This window comes from Streptomyces curacoi (genome assembly GCF_001513975.1).
In the GTDB taxonomy this organism is placed as follows: Bacteria; Actinomycetota; Actinomycetes; order Streptomycetales; family Streptomycetaceae; genus Streptomyces; species Streptomyces curacoi.
Map to the genome: position 1 here is coordinate 36,553 of NZ_KQ947992.1, position 15,659 is coordinate 52,211.

Here is a 15,659-nt window from a genome sequence, read left to right on the forward strand (position 1 = left end):
ATCCCGGAGGAAAAGGTCACTGCGCGAAAAGGAGGGCCCGGCGACCGTGGTCGCCGGGCCCTCCTTACTGCCTGTCTGCCGACGCCTTCCTACAGCGCGCCGAAGCCCACCTTGCGCGGAGCCGGCTCACCGAGCTCCACATACGCCAGACGCTCGGCCGGGACCAGGACCTTGCGGCCGTGCTCGTCCACGAGGGTCAGCAGCTGTGACTTCCCGGCCAGTGCCTCGGACACCGCCCGCTCGACCTCCTCGGCACTCTGACCGCTCTCCAGAACGATCTCGCGGGGCGCGTGCTGCACGCCGATCTTGACCTCCACGGCTATGTCCCTCCGACGGTCAGTGAAGTGCGCGGCCTACCGCGCCGTACCCAGCACACATTAGCCCGGTGAGGGGACGTACACGCTCTGCCCAAGAACGCCAGGAGCGAACAGCGGAGGGGAACAAGCGGACCGGAACAGTGGACGGGAACAAACGCACCCACGCGCGCGTGGGCGGGACAGCGCCCCACGCGCGCGTGCGGTCAGGCGTCGGTCAGTGGTGCTCCGTGCCGTGCAGCGGGAAGCCCGCGATGCCCCGCCATGCCAGGGACGTCAGCAGCTGCACCGCCTGGTCGCGCGGAACGCTGCGGTCGCTGTGCAGCCAGGAACGGGCCACCACCTGGGCGAGGCCGCCGAGGCCGGAGGCGAGGAGCATCGACTCCGCGCGCGAGAGGCCGGTGTCCTCGGCGATGACGTCGCAGATCGCCTCGGCGCAGTCGTTCGTGACCTTGTCGACGCGGTCGCGCACGGCCGGCTCGTTCGTCAGGTCCGACTCGAAGACCAGGCGGAAGGCGCCGCCGTCATCCTCCACGTAGGCGAAGTACGCGTCCATCGTCGCCCGTACGCGCTGCTTGTTGTCGGTCGTCGACGCAAGCGCGTTCCGTACGGCCTGGATCAGGGACTCGCAGTGCTGGTCCAGCAGGGCGAGGTAGAGGTCGAGCTTGCCCGGGAAGTGCTGGTAGAGCACCGGCTTGCTGACGCCGGCGCGCTCGGCGATGTCGTCCATCGCGGCAGCGTGATAGCCCTGCGCGACGAAAACCTCCTGGGCTGCGCCCAGCAACTGGTTCCGTCGGGCTCGGCGCGGCAGGCGAGTGCCCCGCGGGCGTGCCGCCTCTGTCTGCTCGATGGCTGTCACGCCGCCTCCCAAAGTCGTCCATATGCGGTGTGCGCCGCGCCGCCATCGTACTTTTCGGTAACCCTGGTGTGCGCGGTGCGAGCGCAGAATTTCACGGACCGGACGGTGGCGAAAGTCGCGCAGAAGGTTTGAAAACCGGGCGGACCGGGCAGAAAACGGTCTCTTTCCTGCTGGGGCAGCACTCGCTTTCGGCCGCGGCCGCACCTTCGTCGGCGCTCCGTGGCCCCTCGCGTCGGTCTCGTCACCGGTGCGTCACCGGTAGTCGTCCTCGTCGATGGAGACGACGCGCGTCTGTTCGACCAGATCGGCTTCGTTGGCACGGTCCGGGTCCACCCCGGTCAGGGGATCGTCGCGGTCGGGGCGGACGTCGGCGTGCTGCTCGGCCGCGTCGGCCGTCGGGGCCTCGACGTCGAACTCCTGGACTTCCTCGGTGTCGTCGTTCACGAACGTCTCGGGGTCGGTGGGATCGACGGCCATGGCGGGCTCCCTTCCTAGAACGTCCCCGTGGGGGCACAACGTCCCTGGGTGAAGCAGGGGTCCATTTGCGGGTGCCCTGCGTACGAGCCTAGGAGACACCGGTTCCGGACGCTATGCGATGTGCGGGGGGTCTGCGGGCGATTCGGGCGTGGCTTCGGGCGTGGCTTCGGGCGTTGCTTCGGATGTGCGTCGGATGTGCTTGGGGCGTGCTTCGAGCGTGTTTCGGGTGCGCTGTCCGGCGGGTTTGCTGAGGGCGACGCGTATGGCCGGTTCCCCGCCGGGACGGGTGCCATGTACCCGTCGACTTGTGACTGCGAACACATGAACCACGGCGTGATCGTCTCGTAACATTGCCGCATGTCTTCGACCGAACTCCCGTCCGTGCCGGCCGCCAATGTGCTTCCCAAGGTGTCGGCCGTCCGGGTCGCGGAGGGCGAGCGGCTCCGGTCGGTCGGGCTGCCGGGGATCACGCTGACGGTGCGGTCGAGGCCACCAGCGCGCGAGGGGCTGCCGCCCGCGCTGTACGTCCATGGCCTCGGCGGTTCCTCGCTGAACTGGTCGGCGCTGATGCAGCAGCTGGAGGGCGATGTCGACGGCGAGGCCCTCGACCTGCCGGGCTTCGGCGACTCGCCGCCACCGGACGACGGCGACTACTCGATCACCGCGCACGCACGCGCGGTGATCCGCTATCTCGACGCGTCCGGACGAGGCCCCGTACACCTCTTCGGCAACTCGCTCGGCGGCGCGGTCAGCACGCGCGTCGCCGCCGTACGGCCCGACCTGGTCCGTACGCTCACCCTCGTGTCGCCCGCCCTGCCCGAGATCCGCGTCCAGCGCACAGCCGTGCCCACGGCGCTGCTCGCGGTACCCGGAGTGACCGCGCTCTTCACCCGGCTCACCCGGCAGTGGACGGCTGAGCAGCGGGTCCGTGGTGTCATGCACCTGTGCTACGGCGATCCCGGGCGGGTGACGCCGGAAGGGTTCCGCAACGCCGTCGAGGAGATGGAACGACGGCTGCAACTGCCGTACTCCTGGGACGCGATGACGCGTTCCGCGCGCGGGCTGGTCAACGCGTACACGCTGGGCGGCCAGCACGCGCTGTGGCGCCAGGCCGAGCGGGTGCTCGCGCCGACACTGCTCATCTACGGGGGCCGGGACCAGCTCGTGGGCTACCGCATGTGCCAGAAGGCCGCGCGCAGCTTCCGTGACTCCCGTCTGCTGAGCCTGCCGGAGGCCGGGCACGTGGCGATGATGGAGTACCCGGAGGTGGTCGCCCGGGCGTTCTGCGAATTCCTCGTGGACAAGGGGGAGTCGCCGGCCGTGGACGGCGCGGCGGTGAACCGGAAGGTGGCCGGGGCCGTGAGTCGGAGTGTGGACGTGGCCGGGGCCTTGAGCCGGAGTGTGGGTGAGGTTGGGGCCGGGGCCGGGGCCGGGAGAGCCGACGCGGGCGAGGATCAGGCCATGACCGAGACCCCGGGGAGCTGAGGCGCGACGTGGGACGCCACAGCCGCCGCGGGCTCGCCGCCAAGCGCGACGCCACGGAGACAACCGCACGACAGGGGGCTCGGGGGGCACCGCCGGAGACGGGTGCGGCCCAGCGGGGGCCGTCAGTGCCGGGCGCGGGACCTGGTACGGCCCCGGGTGCACGACCGGGCGCGGCTCCGGGAGCGGGGCAGAGCGGCTGGCCGCAGTCCGTCGGGTCCGTCGGGACTGGCGGTCGCCGGGTGCCGGGTCCGCCGCCCGTGCAGGGGGCACCGAGACTGCCCGACGGGACGCCTGCACAGGGCGTTCCGCGGCTGCCGGACGGGACTCCTGCGCATGGCGTGCCCCGTTTCGCCGACGGGACTCCCGCCCATGGCGTTCCCCGTTTCGCCGACGGTACGCCCGCCCACGGCACCCCCCGCTTCTCCGACGGCACCCCCGCCCACGGCACCCCCCAGGTCCGCAGCGGTCACCCCGAGCAGCGCGAACGCGGTGGCGGCTGGGGCCAGCTGAGGGGGCGGACCGGGGTCGCGTACGGCGCTTCCGCGGCGGCCGGCGCTCCGCCCGTCCCCGGCGCTCCCGTGCCGCGGCCCCGGCGGGCATCGCCGGCCGAGGGGCCCCGGCAGGATTACCTCGACGCCTTCGAGGGGGACGTCGACGTCTTCGCGTCCCGTACGTCCGATGCCGCCCACCCCGCCGACCCGTACGCCTCCGTCACCGACTGGAACACCGGACCCGGCATCGGCGTCCCGAACGGCACCGACCTCGACGACGACGCCCCGCCGACCGGGGAGCCCGCCTCCACGAAGGGGACCAAGAGCCGGACCTTCACCGGCATCGCGGCCGCCGCCGTCGTCACCGTACTGGCCGTCGTCGTCGCCGGTGAGGTCACGCAGGGGCGGGACGACAACGACGTACAGTCGCAGTCCGCCGCCGATGAGGCGCGGGACGCCCGTGACTCCGCCTCGCGCGGGGACGGGCGGCCGGCGCCCTCCGGTTCGCCGAGCATGGCGCCGTTGACGTACGACCAGAAGATGGGCGAGAAGTACGCGCTCAGCGCCACGCTCAAGGGCTCGGGGCAGTTCGACGCGATCCCGGGCATCGACAGGGCGCCCGGCACGGGGCAGAAGTTCACCTACCGCGTGGACGTGGAGCAGGGGCTCGGCCTCGACGGCGAACTCTTCGCCGAGGCCGTGCACAAGACGCTCAACGACGACCGGAGTTGGTCCCACAACGGCGCCCGTACCTTCGAGCGCATCTACTCCGGCAAGCCCCGCTTCGTGATCACGCTGGCCAGCCCCGGCACCACCGCCGTCTGGTGCGCCAAGTCCGGGCTCGACACGACCGAGGACAACGTGTCGTGCGACTCGGCCGCCACCGAGCGCGTGATGATCAATGCGTACAGATGGGCTCAGGGCTCGAAGACATACGGTGATCGAATCCATGCCTACCGGGAGATGCTGATCAACCACGAGGTCGGCCACCGGCTCGGCTTCAGCCACGTCACCTGCGACAAGGACGGCGATCTCGCCCCGGTCATGCAGCAGCAGACCAAGTTCCTCGACCACGACGGGATCCGCTGCCGGGCCAACCCCTGGCCGTATCCCGGGAGTTGACGGGTGACTCACATGTCACATTGACATGTGCAGTGAGTTCGTACATATTTCTGTACATGTCGACCCGTCACACCTCTTCTCGCGCCGCCATCGAGCTGGCGCTCATCGGTGTGACCGCCCTGTGCCTGGCCGACATTCACTGTCGCTAGACGCCCGCCCCATGGTGTTGGTGTCGCGATCGCTTTCCTCTCCTGCGAGTCGCTGACGGGTTTTCGGACCCGCGGCCGGTTCACGGGCTTCCGACGACCTGGCGCCGGGGCAGACGTCTGCACTTCTTCGTCTCACTCCTCGTCAATCCGTCTCGCCATTCGAGAACCATCGATGCCGGGTCATTGATGGTCGGTCCATCGATTGTCCGGTCCATCGATTGTCCTGTCCGTCGATGCCGGTCCGTCGATGCTCGGCCCATCAGCGCGGGACTCATCAATCCGAGAGGTCGTCTCCGATGCGTCAACCGTCCGTCATAGCGCGCCGCGTGGCCGCGGCATCCGTCAGCCTGGTCGTGGCAGCGGGCGCCGCCGCCTGCGGGCCCGAGGACAACGATGCCAACGGCGCCGGCGGCGACTCCACGCCCCACAAGGGCGGCACGCTCACGGTCCTGAACGCCAACCCGCAGCAGGACTTCGATCCGGCCCGCCTGTACACCTCCGGCGGCGGCAACGTGCCCTCCCTCGTCTTCCGCACGCTCACCACCCGCAACCGCGAGAACGGGGAGGCCGGCGCCAAGGTCGTCCCCGACCTCGCCACCGACACCGGGCGCCCGAACAAGGACGCCACCGTCTGGACGTACACCCTCAAGGAGGGACTCAAGTACGAGGACGGCACCCCGATCACCTCGGCCGACATCAAGTACGGCATCGAGCGCTCCTTCGCCCCCGAACTCTCCGGAGGCGCTCCCTACTTGAGGGACTGGCTGGTCGGCGGGGCCGACTACGAGGGGCCGTACAAGGACAGGGGCGACAAGGGCGGGCTGGACTCGATCGAGACGCCGGACGCGCGGACCATCGTCTTCCATCTCGCCAAGCCCGAGGGCGAGTTCCCGTACCTGGCGACCCAGACGCAGTTCGCACCCGTACCGAAGGACAAGGACACCGGTACGAAGTACGAGGAGCACCCGATCTCGTCCGGGCCGTACAAGGTCGTCAGGAACGAGAACGACGGCGAGCGGCTCGTCCTGGAGCGCAACACCTACTGGTCGGCCTCGACGGACGCCGAGCGCAAGGCCTACCCGGACAAGATCGACGTGCGGTCGGGGCTCGACTCGTCCGTGATCAACCAGCGGCTGTCCGCGTCTCAGGGTGCGGACGCGGCCGCGGTCACCACGGACACCAATCTCGGCCCGGCCGAGCTCGCCAAGGTGACGGGCGACAAGGAACTTGCTTCGCGTGTCGGCACCGGGCACTTCGGCTACACCAACTACATCGCGTTCAACCCGACGATCAAGCCGTTCGACAACGTCAAGGTGAGGCAGGCGATCGCCTACGCGATCGACCGGTCCTCCGTGATCAACGCGGCCGGCGGTTCCGCGCTGGCCGAGCCCGCCACCACCTTCCTGCCGAACCAGAAGTCCTTCGGCCACACCCCCTACGACCACTTCCCGGCGGGCGAGTCCGGCAACGCGGCGAAGGCCAGGGAACTGCTGAAGGAGGCCGGTCACGCGAACGGCCTGACCGTCACGCTGACCCACTCCAACGCCAAGGACTTCGAGACCAGCCCCGAGATCGCCACCGCGATCCAGGACGCGCTGAAGAAGGCCGGCATCACGGTCAGGCTGCAGGGACTGGAGGAGAACGACTACTCCGACAAGATCCACAACGTGAAGACCGAGCCCGGTTTCTTCCTCGCCCACTGGGGTGCCGACTGGCCCTCCGGCGGCCCCTTCCTCGTCCCGATCTTCGACGGCCGGCAGATCGTCAAGGACGGCGCGAACTTCAACACGGGCCTGCTCGACGACAAGTCGGTCAATGCCGAGATTGACGCGATCAACAAGTTGACCGATCTTGACGCCGCAGCCAAGCGCTGGGGTGCACTGGACAAGAAGATCGGCGAGCAGGCGCTGACCGTGCCGCTGTTCCACCCCGTCTACAAGCGGCTCTACGGCAAGGACGTCAAGAACGTCGTGATCAGCGACTGGACCGGCGTACTGGACATTTCCCAGGTCGCGGTCAAGTAGTCCATGCGGTCAATGGATCTGGTCAAGTCATCATGAGCGAGGCCTTGTTGACCTCCCAGCCCCCCGGGACGGACACCGCCGTCCCGGGGGCGTCGGGGGCTCGTCAGTTCTGGCGGCGGCTGCGGACGCAGCGCGCCGCCCTCGTCGCGGCGGCCGTCGTCGCGCTGCTCGTCCTGGTCGCGCTCGCCGCACCGCTGCTCACCGCGATCGAGGGCCAGGACCCGACCACCTACCACCCGTCCCTGGTGGACTCCGCGCGCGGAGGCGTGCCCATCGGGTCGTTCGGCGGAGTGAGCGCCGAACACTGGCTCGGCGTCGAACCGCAGACCGGCCGGGACCTGTTCGCACGGCTCGTGTATGGCGCGCGCGTGTCGCTCGGTGTCGCGCTGGCGGCGACCGTGGTCCAGCTCCTGCTGGGTGTCGTCATCGGCGTCGCGGCCGGGCTCGGCAACCGCTGGGTGGATCTCCTCCTGACCCGGATCGCCGACATCTTCGTGGCCATGCCGCTGATGGTCGTCGCGCTAGCCCTGCTCGCCGTCGTGCCCACGAGCTTCCCGCGCCCCGTCCTGGTCGCGCTGGTCGTCGGACTGGTCTCCGGCTGGGCCACGCTCGCCAAGATGGTGCGCGCGCAGACCCTCACCCTCAAGGAACTCGACTATGTCGCCGCGGCCCGGCTCAGCGGCTGGAGCACCGTCCGGATCGCCCGCCGCGAACTGCTCCCGGGTCTCGCCGCCCCCGTCATCACGTTCGCGGCCATCCTCGTCCCCTCGAACATCACCGTGGAGGCGGCCCTGTCCTTCCTCGGCGTGGGTGTGAAGCCGCCGACGCCCTCCTGGGGGCAGATGCTCACCTCCGCGGACGTCTGGTACCAGGCGGCACCGCAGTATCTGCTGCTGCCCGCGGGCGCGCTGTTCGTGACCGTCCTCGCCTTCACCGTGCTCGGCGACGGCGTCCGCACGGCCCTCGACCCGCGCGCGGCCTCCCGGCTGCGCATCGGGACGGGGCGCGGGCGCGAAGCGAAACCGGAGACGAAGGGGGAGACGAGCCGGAAGGCACGGCGGGAGACGAAGGGGGTGGCGTCATGACCGGTCTCGGCGGTTTCGTACTGCGCCGCGCTCTCGGCGCAGTGGTCACCCTGTTCGCCCTCTCGGTCATCATCTACGTCGTCTTCTACGTCACCCCCGGCAACGTCGCCCAGATCACCTGCGGTCCGCGCTGCTCGCCGGCCCAGGTGCAGCAGGTCGCCGGGCAACTGCACCTCGACGACCCGCTGTACACCCGCTACTGGCACTTCCTCCAGGGCCTCCTCGTCGGCCAGGACTACTCCACCGGCACCTCGGTCCAGCACTGCTCGGCGCCCTGCCTCGGGCTGTCGTACCGGAGCGACCAGCAGGTCACGGGGCTCATCCTGACGAAGCTTCCGGTCACGGCCTCGCTGGCGCTCGGTGCCATGGTGCTGTGGCTGGTCCTCGGCGTCGGCACCGGTGTGCTGTCGGTGTGGCGGCGCGGCCGGCTCACCGAGCGGCTGCTGACCACGTTCACCCTCGCGGGCATGTCCACGCCCGTGTTCGTCATCGGCCTCGTCCTGATGATCGTCGTCTGCGGGCAACTGGAGCTGCTGCGTCCGCACCTTCCGGGCCTACGGCGTCGGCGAGCGGGCGATCATCTGGCGGCACGGCCTGCGCGGTGCGCTGGCCCCGCTCATCGCCGTGAACGCCAACAACATCGGCGTCCTGTTCGGCGGAGCCGTGCTCACCGAGACGCTGTTCGGCCTGCCCGGCATCGGCCGGGAGATGGTCGAGGCGGTCAAGGTCGTCGATCTGCCGGTGGTCGTCGGCATGGTCCTGGTGACCGGCTTCTTCGTGGTTCTCGCCAACGCCGTCGCGGACGTCCTGTACGCGGTGGCCGACCGACGGGTGGTACTGGCATGAGTCTGGTCGACGTCACGGACCTGACGGTCGAGTTCGGTCCCCTGCGCGCCGTGGACGGACTCTCCTTCCGTCTGGAGCAGGGCGCCGCCCTCGCCCTCGTCGGCGAGTCCGGCTCCGGCAAGTCCACCGTCGCCGCCGCCCTGCTCGGCCTGCACCGCGGCACGGGCGCGCGGGTCGGCGGCGCGATCGAGGTGGCCGGCGTCGACGTACAGGAGGCGCCGGAGGAGGCGCTGCGGCGGCTGCGCGGCGGGAAGGCCGCGATGGTGTTCCAGGACCCGCTGTCGTCCCTGGACCCGTACTACGCGATCGGGGACCAGATCGCCGAGGTGTACCGCGTCCACACGCGTGCCTCGCGCCGAGCGGCACGCGCGCGTGCCGTGGAGGTGCTGGACCGGGTCGGCATCCCGGACCCGGCGCGGCGGTCCCGCTCGCGCCCCCACGAGTTCAGCGGCGGCATGCGCCAGCGTGCCCTCATCGCCATGGCGCTGGCCTGCGAGCCCGACCTGCTGATCGCCGACGAACCGACGACCGCGCTCGACGTGACCGTCCAGGCGCAGCTCCTCGACCTTCTGCACACCCTCCGCGAGGAGACCGGCATGGGGCTTCTCCTCGTCACCCACGATGTCGGCGTCGCCGCCGAGAGCGTCGACGAGGTGCTCGTGATGCGGCACGGGCGGTCGGTGGAGCACGGCCCGGTCGTCGCCGTACTGGGATCGCCCGCGCAGACGTACACGCGCGAACTGCTCGGCGCCGTCCCCCGCGTGGACGCGCCGCGCACCGCCTCCGAGGCGGCGGAGGAACCGGCGGAGGAACCGGCCGAAGGGCCCGCACAGGTCGTCCTGGAGGCGACCGGTCTCCGGCGTGCCTTCGGGCGCGGGAAGCGCGCGTTCACCGCGGTGGACGACGTGTCGCTGACGATCCACCGCGGCGAGACCGTCGGGATCGTGGGGGAGAGCGGCAGCGGAAAGACGACGCTGGGGCGCATGCTGGTCGGCCTGCTGGAACCGACGGCGGGAGAGGTCCGATACGAGGGGCACGCGCGCGTGGGCGTCGATCCGGCCGTTCAGATGGTCTTCCAGGACCCCGTCTCCTCTCTCAATCCCCGGCGCAGCGTGGGCGAGTCGATCGCCGACCCGCTGCGCGCGCGTGGCAGAGGGAGGGACGAGGGGCGCATCCGGGGGCGGGTGCGGGAACTGCTGGAGCGCGTGGGACTCGACGCGGCGCACTACGACCGCTACCCGCACGAGTTCAGCGGCGGCCAGCGCCAGCGCATCGGCATCGCCCGGGCGCTCGCCGCCGACCCGCGCGTCATCGTCTGCGACGAGCCCGTCTCGGCACTCGACGTCACCACACAGGCCCAGGTGGTCGCCCTGCTCGGCGAGTTGCAGCGCGAACTGGGACTCGCGCTCGTCTTCGTGGCCCACGACCTCGCCGTCGTGCGGCAGGTCAGCGACCGGGTGGTGGTGATGCGGCGCGGACGGATCGTCGAACAGGGCCCGGCCGACGAGGTGTACGACAATCCGCAGGACCCGTACACCAAGCAGCTCCTGGCCGCCGTACCGGCACTCGACCCGCGGATCGCGGCCCTGCGGCGAGCCGCCCGACGGGAGTTGGCCGCGGTGTGACCGACCGTGCGAGCCGGTGTCCTGTGACGATCCGTATGCGCTTGATCTCCTAGCGCGACGGAACGCGGTCTGCACGGGAAAGTTACGACCGTTCACCCCTTTTGGTGGTGCGATGGACAACCGTCCGTCGCGCCACCGCCTTGTCCGCATACGTTCTTCCCGCTGCGAGCCGCCCGGGCAACGGCGGCTCCCCTTACGGGAGATCGGGGGTGTACTGGTGCGCATCGGACTGATTACGGAGGGTGGCTATCCGTATGTGAGCGGTGACGCCAGGCTCTGGTGCGACCGGCTCGTGCGCGGGCTCGAACAGCACGAGTTCGCCATCTACGCGCTCAGCCGCAGCGAGCGCCAGGAGGACCAGGGCTGGGTCCCGCTGCCCCCGCAGGTCAGCCGCGTGCGTACGGCACCGCTGTGGACGGCCGAGGGTGACGGGGCGGTCTACGGCCGCCGTGCGCGCCGACGGTTCGACGAGTGCTACGGCGAGCTCGTGGCCGTGCTGTGCGCAGGGGGTGCCGCAGCCGCTTCCGGAGCGCCCGAGGACCCGTCGGCCAGTGAGGCGGACCGTTTCGGCAACGCGCTGTACGGGCTCGCCGAACTCGCCCGCGACGAGGGCGGGCTGGTGGGAGCGCTCCGCTCCGAGTCCGCCGTACGCGCCCTGGAGCGCGCCTGCCGGGCGCGGGGCGCCCTGCGTACGGCGCGCGAGGCGCGCGTACCCGATCTGCTCGCCGTCGCCGCGCATCTGGAAAGCGCCCTGCGCCCCCTCTCGCTCGACTGGTACGAGGACGACGGCCTGGGCTCGGTCGACCTGTGCCACGCCACCTCCGGCGGACCCGCGGCCCTGCCCGGCCTGCTCGCCCGCCACTTCTGCGGCGTACCGCTGCTGCTGACCGAATACGGAGTGCGGCTGCGCGCGCACTACCTGGCCGCCACCGACTCCTCACCCGCCGTACGGTCCCTGCTCGCCGCCTTCCACGGCCGGCTCACCGCCGAGACCTACGCCCGGGCCGCCCTCATCACGCCCGGCAACGGCCACGCCCGCCGCTGGCAGGAGCGCTGCGGCGCCGACCGGGCGAAGCTGCGCACGGTCTACCCCGGCATGGACGCCGCCCGCTTCGCGGAGGTCGGCGAGGCCCCGGAGTGCGCGGGTCCGGACACGCTGGTGTGGGTCGGCCGTGTCGAACCCGCCAAGGACCTGGTGTCGTTGCTGCACGCCTTCGCCGAGGTCCGCAAGCAGGAGCCGAAGGCACGCCTGCGGATCGTCGGCGCTCCCTCGGACGCCGAGGGAGCCGCCTATCTCGGCCACTGCAAGGCGCTGGCCGCACAGCTCTTCCCCGACGAGGCGGAGGGCCCGCACAGGGCCTGCGACAACCCGGTCTCCTTCGAGGAGATCGGCGGCCCGGAGATCCCGACCCTCGCCGACGCGTACGCCTCGGGTGGCGTGGCCGTCCTGTCCAGCATCGTCGAGGGCTTCCCGATCAGCCTGGTCGAGGCCATGTTCTGCGGCCGCGCGACGGTGTCCACGGACGTCGGCGCGGTGGTGGAGGCCGTCGGCGGTACGGGGCTCGTCGTGCCCCCGCGCAACCCTCGGGCGCTCGCGGAGGCCTGCGTGGCGCTGTTGCGCGACCCCGAGCGCCGTGAGCGCCTCGGCGCGGCCGCACGCGCGCGTGCGCTCGAACTGTTCACCGTCGAGCAGAACGTCACAGCATTTCACGGCATTTACCTGGAGATCGTCTCCCGCACGCCGGTCCGCCGGGTCGCCCTGGACCAGGCCGGAGACCCCCTGCCCTTCGCGTTCCCCGCCGAGGCCCACGTCCCCGGCCGCTGGACCGGGCGGACCGCACGCCTGGTGGCCCGCGGCGGCCCGTACCGGCCGACGCAGGCGCCCGTGCGCGCCACCGCGCTCCCCGCGACGGAGGGGGCGCGATGAGCGGCGTGGGAGGACTGGACCGCCCCGGGGCCCCCGCCGGCCCCGGGGCATGGGACGAGCGGTCCCAGGAGTGGCTCGCGGCGGAGACGGACCCATGGGAGAGCCGAGCCGACACGCCGCCCAGCCCCGGCCGGCAACCGGCCGCCCCCCACACCACCGGCCGCCGGCAGCCTCCCGCTCGCCGCACCGGCGCGGACCCCGTGAAGGCACTGCTGCACCGTCATCGCGACCTGTGCGCAAGGGCGGTGGACCCCCTGGAGATCGCCGCCGGCCTGGAGGCCCACGGAGTCACCGACCGCACCGCGGCCCGCTTCCTGCACCGGGACGTCTTCTCCCTCGCGGAGGAGATGTACGCACGAGTGCCCCGCGACGCGGCAACGCCCTCCGGCCGCCCGCCCTTCACCGCCCCTCGCGCACGCGCGGACTGGGCTCTTCTCACGCTCCTCCCCGGAGCACTCTGCGCGGCGGCCGTGACCGGCCTGCACCTCACCCACGGCCACGCCCGCCTGATCGTGGCCGCCGCGGGATGCCTCGCCGTAGCCCTCGCCCTGCGCGCGGCCATGGCCCGCGGCCCCCTGGCCGCGACGGACCGTACCCGCCCTCCCCTCACCCGGACCTGCTGGCTCATCGCCTACGCCCTCCTCGGCGACGGACTCCTGAGCGCAGCCGCCACCGGAGGCCCCGACGCCCTCCCCACCGGCACCACCGACGGCCCCTGGCCCCTCGCCACCACCCCCGTACTGGCGCTCGCCCTGTCCTGCGCCCCCGCGGCCTGGTGCGCCCACCTCCTCGCCGTACGGGCCCGACGCAAACTGTCGGCCAGCCGCGCCCTGGAGGACTTCGCCACCTCCGCAAGGCCCCTGCTCCTGGGCACGTTCACCCTCTACGTCTGCGCCCTGACGGCCCTCCTCACCCTGACCGCCACCGCCCTGAACGAGCCCGCCGCTTACCCCCAGACCCTCACCCTGGGCGCCCTCCTGCTCCTCTCCCGCCTCCTCACCACCCACGGCTTCACCCACGCCCCCGCACTCGTCCTCACCGCCACCGCCACCGCCGAGGCAACGGCCCTGTGCACCCTCTTCGCATCCCGCCTCCCCGGCTGCGCCTGGCTCGCGACCCCCGTCCAGGCCCTCATCGACACCTGGGGTCCGGGCAGTATCCCCACCGCCGCCTGCGGCGCGGGCGCCCTCACGCTCCTGCTCCACGCGACGCGCACCCTGACGAGGGCATCGGCATATGCGAGGCAGGACCAGCCGTGGTGACTCGGCAGCAACAGCGCGGCCCCGACCCACCCGCCGGCCATAGGCGCTACGCGTACCCCCACTCAGCTGCGCGGGCCGCCGCAGGCATACCCACCCGCGCCCCCACAACCGGAGGCAGTGCCCCCTCAAGCCCCCTTGCCTGACGCCCCTGAAGGAGACCCCCAAATGATCACCTCCCGATCCGACCACCCCTCGGCCCCGGGAGCCGCCCGATGAGAGTCCTGCTGATCGGAGCCAACGGCTACCTCGGCCGCTTCGTGGCGGACCGCCTCCTCGCCGACCCCGCCGTCCAACTCACCGCGCTGGGCCGCGGCGACGACGCCGACGTCCGCTTCGACCTCGCGTCCGGCAGCCCCGGTGCCCTCACCCGGTTCCTGGACGCGGTCCACCCCGGCGTCGTCATCAACTGCGCCGGCGCCACCCGAGGAGGCGCCCGCGAACTCACCCGCCACAACACCGTCGCCGTCGCCACCGTCTGCGAGGCCCTGCGCCGCAGCGGCTGCGGCGCCCGCCTCGTCCAGATCGGCTGCGGTGCCGAGTACGGCCCCAGCCAGCCCGGCTCCTCCACGGCGGAGGACGCCGTCCCCCGCCCCGGCGGCCCGTACGGCGTCAGCAAACTCGCCGCCACCGAACTGGTCCTGGGCTCCGGCCTGGACGCCGTGGTCCTCCGGGTCTTCTCGCCCGCGGGCCCGGGCACGCCCGCCGGCTCCCCACTTGGGCGCCTCGCCGAGGCCATGCGCCGCGCCATGCAGTCCGGCGACGGCGAGCTCAAACTCACCGGCCTCGGCGCCCAGCGCGACTTCGTCGACGTCCGCGATGTGGCCCGCGCCGTCCATGCCGCCTCGCTCTCCGCCGCGCAGGGCGTCATCAACATCGGCTCCGGCCGTGCCGTGCGCCTCCGCGACGCCGCCGCCATCCTCGCGCGCGTGGCCGGATACGGCGGCGCCCTCCACGAACTCGACGGCCCGCCCGGCCCGCTGCGGCCGTCCATCGGCCACCCCCGCGCCGAATCGGACCACACCGCCCACGGGGCTCCCACCGCTCCGATCGCGTACCCGGACGGCTGCGGCAGCTGGCAGCAGGCCGACGTGCGCACCGCGCGCGACCGGCTCGGCTGGCGCCCCCGCATCAACCTCGAAGAGTCCCTCGGTGACATCTGGATGGAGGCGGCATGCCGTATCTGACCGGCACCACACCGACCACATCGAGCACACTCCTCCGCACGGGCCTCGGTGTCCCCGGCTACGCACACCCCCTCCTCGCCCCCACCGAGTGGGGCGAACTCACCCGTCCCGGCACCCCCGTGCACTGGGTCGTCCTCAACGTCGCCGACGGCCCCGGCACCCGCCCCGACTCGCACTGCCTCCAGGCCGCCGGACGGCTCCGCAGCACGGGAGTCCGGGTCCTCGGCCACCTCGACACGGCCCTTCTCGGCACCGCGCACGGCACTCGCGCCTTCGGCGACGTGATCTCCGAGGCGCACCGATACCTGGACTGGTACCGGGTCGACGGCTTCTTCCTGAATCGTTGCCCGACCGGCCCCGCCGCCCTGCCCGAGATCCGCCGCACGGTCACCACGCTCCGCGCGCTGCGTGACAAGGCCCACATCGTCCTCGGCCATGGCACCCACCCGCACCCGGGCTACGCCGAGTGCGCCGACCAGTTGGTCACCTTCCGGGGCTCGTGGAGCGACTACCGCTGGTCGCAGGTGGCGGAGTGGACGGCCGACCACCCGGCCGACCGCTTCTGCCACTTCGTCCACGGAGTGCCCCGCGGTCACCTCGACGAGGCACTGCGCATCGCCCGCTGGCAGGGCGCCGCGACGATCTGGTTCACCGACCGTACGGACCGGGGCGGCCGCACCGACCCCTGGGAGACCATGCCCGGCTACTGGGACGAAATCGTCTCGCGGATCGGAACAGGTGTCTCGGAATGAAAAAGCCCATGGCAGTGTTACGGAGAGAACAACCGTAGTGATTGACCGACCAACGGA

13 protein-coding genes and 1 pseudogene are annotated in these 15,659 nt (G+C 71.7%); 11 read left to right on the forward strand and 3 right to left on the reverse strand.

Annotated features, from left to right (window positions below; genetic code table 11):
- Positions 1–89: 89 nt before the first annotated feature.
- The 3 genes from AQI70_RS28375 to AQI70_RS28385 all read right to left on the reverse strand — a co-directional run bounded on the left by AQI70_RS28375 (position 90) and on the right by AQI70_RS28385 (position 1,650).
- Entirely contained in the window at positions 90–317 is a 228-nt protein-coding gene (locus AQI70_RS28375; RefSeq protein WP_003998121.1) for a DUF3107 domain-containing protein, read from the reverse strand.
- Between the two features lie 214 nt (positions 318–531).
- The gene (locus AQI70_RS28380; protein WP_062155029.1) at positions 532–1,173 is read right to left on the reverse strand and encodes a TetR/AcrR family transcriptional regulator; all 642 of its coding nucleotides are present in this window, start codon (positions 1,171–1,173) and stop codon (positions 532–534) included.
- A 252-nt stretch (positions 1,174–1,425) separates the two neighbouring features.
- Positions 1,426–1,650 (reverse strand): hypothetical protein, encoded by a 225-nt coding sequence (locus AQI70_RS28385; RefSeq protein WP_062155031.1) that lies wholly within the window; start codon positions 1,648–1,650, stop codon positions 1,426–1,428.
- Between the two features lie 357 nt (positions 1,651–2,007).
- Between AQI70_RS28385 and AQI70_RS28390 the strand changes: the two genes are divergently transcribed.
- The 11 genes and pseudogenes from AQI70_RS28390 (at position 2,008) to AQI70_RS28435 (ending at position 15,602) form a co-directional block, all read left to right on the forward strand.
- Positions 2,008–3,135 (forward strand): alpha/beta fold hydrolase, encoded by a 1,128-nt coding sequence (locus tag AQI70_RS28390; RefSeq protein ID WP_062155036.1) that lies wholly within the window; start codon positions 2,008–2,010, stop codon positions 3,133–3,135.
- A gap of 8 nt (positions 3,136–3,143) precedes the next feature.
- Positions 3,144–4,748: a DUF3152 domain-containing protein gene (locus AQI70_RS28395; protein WP_062155037.1), complete on the forward strand. Its 1,605-nt coding sequence runs from the start codon at positions 3,144–3,146 to the stop codon at positions 4,746–4,748.
- Between the two features lie 56 nt (positions 4,749–4,804).
- Positions 4,805–4,897 carry an Ms4533A family Cys-rich leader peptide gene (locus AQI70_RS40815; protein ID WP_341845969.1) on the forward strand — a complete coding sequence of 31 codons (93 nt, stop codon included), beginning with the start codon at positions 4,805–4,807 and terminating at the stop codon, positions 4,895–4,897.
- A 296-nt stretch (positions 4,898–5,193) separates the two neighbouring features.
- Positions 5,194–6,921, forward strand: coding sequence for an ABC transporter substrate-binding protein (locus AQI70_RS28400; RefSeq protein WP_062155039.1), 1,728 nt, complete (start codon positions 5,194–5,196; stop codon positions 6,919–6,921).
- Between the two features lie 32 nt (positions 6,922–6,953).
- Positions 6,954–8,006 (forward strand): ABC transporter permease, encoded by a 1,053-nt coding sequence (locus tag AQI70_RS28405; RefSeq protein WP_062155041.1) that lies wholly within the window; start codon positions 6,954–6,956, stop codon positions 8,004–8,006.
- Positions 8,003–8,852: pseudogene (locus tag AQI70_RS28410) on the forward strand (ABC transporter permease). The gene AQI70_RS28405 and the pseudogene AQI70_RS28410 overlap by 4 nt, the downstream one beginning before the upstream one ends.
- Complete coding sequence (locus tag AQI70_RS28415; protein ID WP_062155043.1) at positions 8,849–10,477, forward strand: dipeptide ABC transporter ATP-binding protein; 1,629 nt, start codon at positions 8,849–8,851, stop codon at positions 10,475–10,477. Before AQI70_RS28410 ends, AQI70_RS28415 begins: the two are co-directional and overlap by 4 nt.
- Positions 10,478–10,694: 217 nt before the next feature.
- Complete coding sequence (locus AQI70_RS28420) at positions 10,695–12,404, forward strand: DUF3492 domain-containing protein (RefSeq protein ID WP_062155046.1); 1,710 nt, start codon at positions 10,695–10,697, stop codon at positions 12,402–12,404.
- Entirely contained in the window at positions 12,401–13,666 is a 1,266-nt protein-coding gene (locus AQI70_RS28425) for a hypothetical protein (protein ID WP_062155048.1), read from the forward strand. Before AQI70_RS28420 ends, AQI70_RS28425 begins: the two co-directional genes overlap by 4 nt.
- A 212-nt stretch (positions 13,667–13,878) precedes the next feature.
- Positions 13,879–14,850 (forward strand): NAD-dependent epimerase/dehydratase family protein, encoded by a 972-nt coding sequence (locus AQI70_RS28430; protein WP_003998110.1) that lies wholly within the window; start codon positions 13,879–13,881, stop codon positions 14,848–14,850.
- Positions 14,838–15,602 (forward strand): spherulation-specific family 4 protein, encoded by a 765-nt coding sequence (locus AQI70_RS28435; RefSeq protein ID WP_062155050.1) that lies wholly within the window; start codon positions 14,838–14,840, stop codon positions 15,600–15,602. The genes AQI70_RS28430 and AQI70_RS28435 overlap by 13 nt, the downstream gene beginning before the upstream one ends.
- Positions 15,603–15,659 lie beyond the last annotated feature (57 nt).